At 37.7% G+C, this 3028-nt stretch carries 2 protein-coding genes; both read right to left on the bottom strand.

From position 1 onward, the window contains the following. Positions 1–37: 37 nt before the first annotated feature. Positions 38–985: a type IX secretion system membrane protein PorP/SprF gene (locus G3A46_RS13985; RefSeq protein ID WP_165150754.1), complete on the bottom strand. Its 948-nt coding sequence runs from the start codon at positions 983–985 to the stop codon at positions 38–40. Between the two features lie 52 nt (positions 986–1037). Continuing rightward, positions 1038–3028, bottom strand: a 1991-nt coding sequence (locus tag G3A46_RS13980) for a gliding motility-associated C-terminal domain-containing protein (protein WP_165150753.1), incomplete at its 5' end; no start/stop codon positions are given.

Below are 3028 nucleotides of genomic sequence, written 5' to 3'. Positions count from 1 at the left end.
ATATGTTACGTAATATTGTATTCATAGTCAGTATTTTTTAGAAGAATCTTGGGGTTAACACTCTTTCTGGTCTATTAAATATATCGAAACGAAGCATAACTTCATAGGAACCATCACTATAAGTTTCAATATCTGTTGTTTGATAATCATATCCAAAGCCTATAAAAATTGCATCTGAAGCTTGAAAACCTACCATTGCGCTCATAGCAGCACTCCATCGATAAGCCGCACCAAGTGTAAGCTTGTCATACAATAAGAAGTTGGCAGAAACATCTGCTTGTAAAGGCGATCCATTTACCATCTTAACTAAGGTTGCTGGTTTAAACTTTAAATTATCACTAATATCAAATACATAACCCGCAATTAAAAAATAATGCATACGCTCGGAAGCGGTTGTTTCAACTGTAGTATTTGCTAGGTTACCCTTATCAAAATGTTTAGTAGTTAAAAAGTTTGGAACCGATAATCCTACATAAAACTTATCAGTATTATAATATACACCTGCACCAATTTGTGGTTGAAGCTTATTGTCTATATTATTTTGTTCAAAATAAGGATCAGAATATACATCGCGTGGTAAATTCAATTTAGAAAAATCTACATCTAAAATGTCTAAACCTGCTTTAAGACCGAATGATAACTTAGCGCTCTCCGAAGTATTAATCGAATAAGAATAGTCGATATTGAAATTTGTTTCAACAGCGGGACCAATTCTATCATTAACCACTGAAAGTCCTATTCCCATATTTTCACCCATTGGAGAATTTACAGTAAATGTACCTGTATTAGGCGCACCATCACCGAAATTAACCCATTGAGTCCTATACAGAAGACCAAAACTTAGAGCTTCACGATTTCCTGCGTAGGCAGGGTTAACCACCTGCGTATTATACATATACTGCGTGTATTGGGGGTCCTGCTGAGCATTACTTGAAAACGTGCCAAGTAAAATCAAAATTATTAGTGTTAGATAACTGTGTTTCATAGTTATGTATTTTTAATCCTGGGAGATATACTCCCAGGAATATTTGATTTTTCTATCTATTTATATATAAGTATCCAGTATAAGTATCCTTACCAGGGTTATCTCCTTGGAAAGTAAGAATATAGAAGTAAGTTCCGGTTGGTAACTCCTTATCTTTTTGAACAGTAACTCGACCTTCTGAAATACCTCTAAAAGTATTTATACTATCGTCTTCTCCCTGTCCATAACCGTCTGTTTCGTAAACCAATACACCCCATCTGTTGAATATCTTAACATTATTATTTGGGTAATTGTTAATCCCTCTTATCCAGAAGAAGTCGTTCATACCATCTCCATTTGGTGTAATACCATTGAATATCTCAAAGACAACGCCTAAGACATCTGGAAGAACAACAACTGCTTCAGCTTCATCCTCTACAGTGGCTCCTGTATTATCCTCACCAGTTACGGTAGCTAGGTTTACAACTTGTCCATTATCAATATCTTGTTGCGTTATTGAATAAGTAGCAGTAAATGTTGTGCTATCCACTTCACCTGGTTGTAATACCTCTATTGGACCACCAGACATTACAATTCCTGGTAGCGGATCCGATATGGTGATGTTATAAAGTGTAACATCTCCTGTGTTAGTTACTACGAATGTGTAGCTAATGGTTTCTCCAACATCAGACGCACCATCCCCATTTTCATCATTAAATACTCCTGATTTCTCTAATGAAATCGATGGATTATTACATAGTGAAGTTATTGTAGGATTATCTTCTAAATAACTAGTATGATCTGAAAGGTCTGAAACAATGTTTCCTGCTGGCGCAATACCTTCCGCTAAAGCTTGGTTTTCAATAAATCCAGCATCAACATCAGTTTGCGATATAATATAGGTTGCAGTAAAAGTAGTTACATCTTCTTCACCTGCCGCTAAATCAATCGGACCACCAGTTACAGTTACCAACGGATCTGTTATAATTACATTGGTTAACGATACATTACCAGTGTTTTTAACACTAAATGTATATATAATCGTTTCATCTACTCCTGCACATCCATCATTGTTCTCATCTACTGGAGTACCAACTTTAATTACAGCAATTGAAGCATTCTGACAAAGTGTAATGATTATTGGATCGTCATTATCAATAGCTGTTCCTGAATCATCACTTACTACAGTCTGATCTGGAGCCGTTCCAGTAGCTGTCGCTTGGTTCACCACTTCCCCAGCATCAATATCTGCTTGGGTGATTGCGTAGCTCGCTTCATATATCCAAGTTTCTGTTACATCAAGCTCTCCATCGCCATCAGTGTCTCCACTTAATGGACCGGCTATTGGACCTCCTAATAATGGGTCGTCTACTATGATATTAGACAGACTTACATTTCCTTGGTTAGTTACTGTGAATGTGTATGTAATAGTCTCGTCAACATCTGAACAACCATCGCCGTTCTCGTCATTAAAGACTCCTGCTTTTACAATCACAATTTCAGGCTTCTGACATAAGTCGATTATCGTTGGATCATCATTATCAATAGCTGTTCCTGAATCATCACTTACTACAGTCTGATCTGGAGCCGTTCCAGTTGCTGTCGCTTGGTTCACCACTTCCCCAGCATCAATATCTGCCTGGGTGATTGCGTAGCTGGCTTCATATATCCAAGTTTCTGTTACATCAAGCTCTCCATCCCCATCAGTGTCTCCACTTAATGGACCGGCTATTGGACCTCCTAATAATGGGTCGTCTACTATGATGTTAGACAGACTTACATTTCCTTGGTTAATTACTGTGAATGTGTATGTAATAGTCTCATCAACATTTGAACAAGCATCGCCGTTCTCATCATTAAAGACTCCTGCTTTTACAATCACAATTTCAGGCTTCTGACATAAGTCGATTATTGTTGGCTCATCATCATCAATTGTCGATCCTGATAAATCAGATACTGTACTTTGGTCTGGAGCTGTTCCAGTAGCTGTCGCTTGGTTCACTACTTCCCCAGCATCAATATCTGCCTGGGTAATTGCGTAGCTGGCTTCATATATCCAAGTTT

This window comes from Aequorivita sp. KMM 9714, from assembly GCF_011065475.1.
Lineage (GTDB): Bacteria > Bacteroidota > Bacteroidia > Flavobacteriales > Flavobacteriaceae > Aequorivita > Aequorivita sinensis.
This window is presented reverse-complemented; position numbering and strand designations above follow the sequence as displayed.

Bases quoted from the DNA above. Each gene is read 5' to 3' on its own strand.
- G3A46_RS13985 (WP_165150754.1), bottom strand. From the start codon at position 985: ATGAAACACAGTTATCTAACACTAATAATTTTGATTTTACTTGGCACG.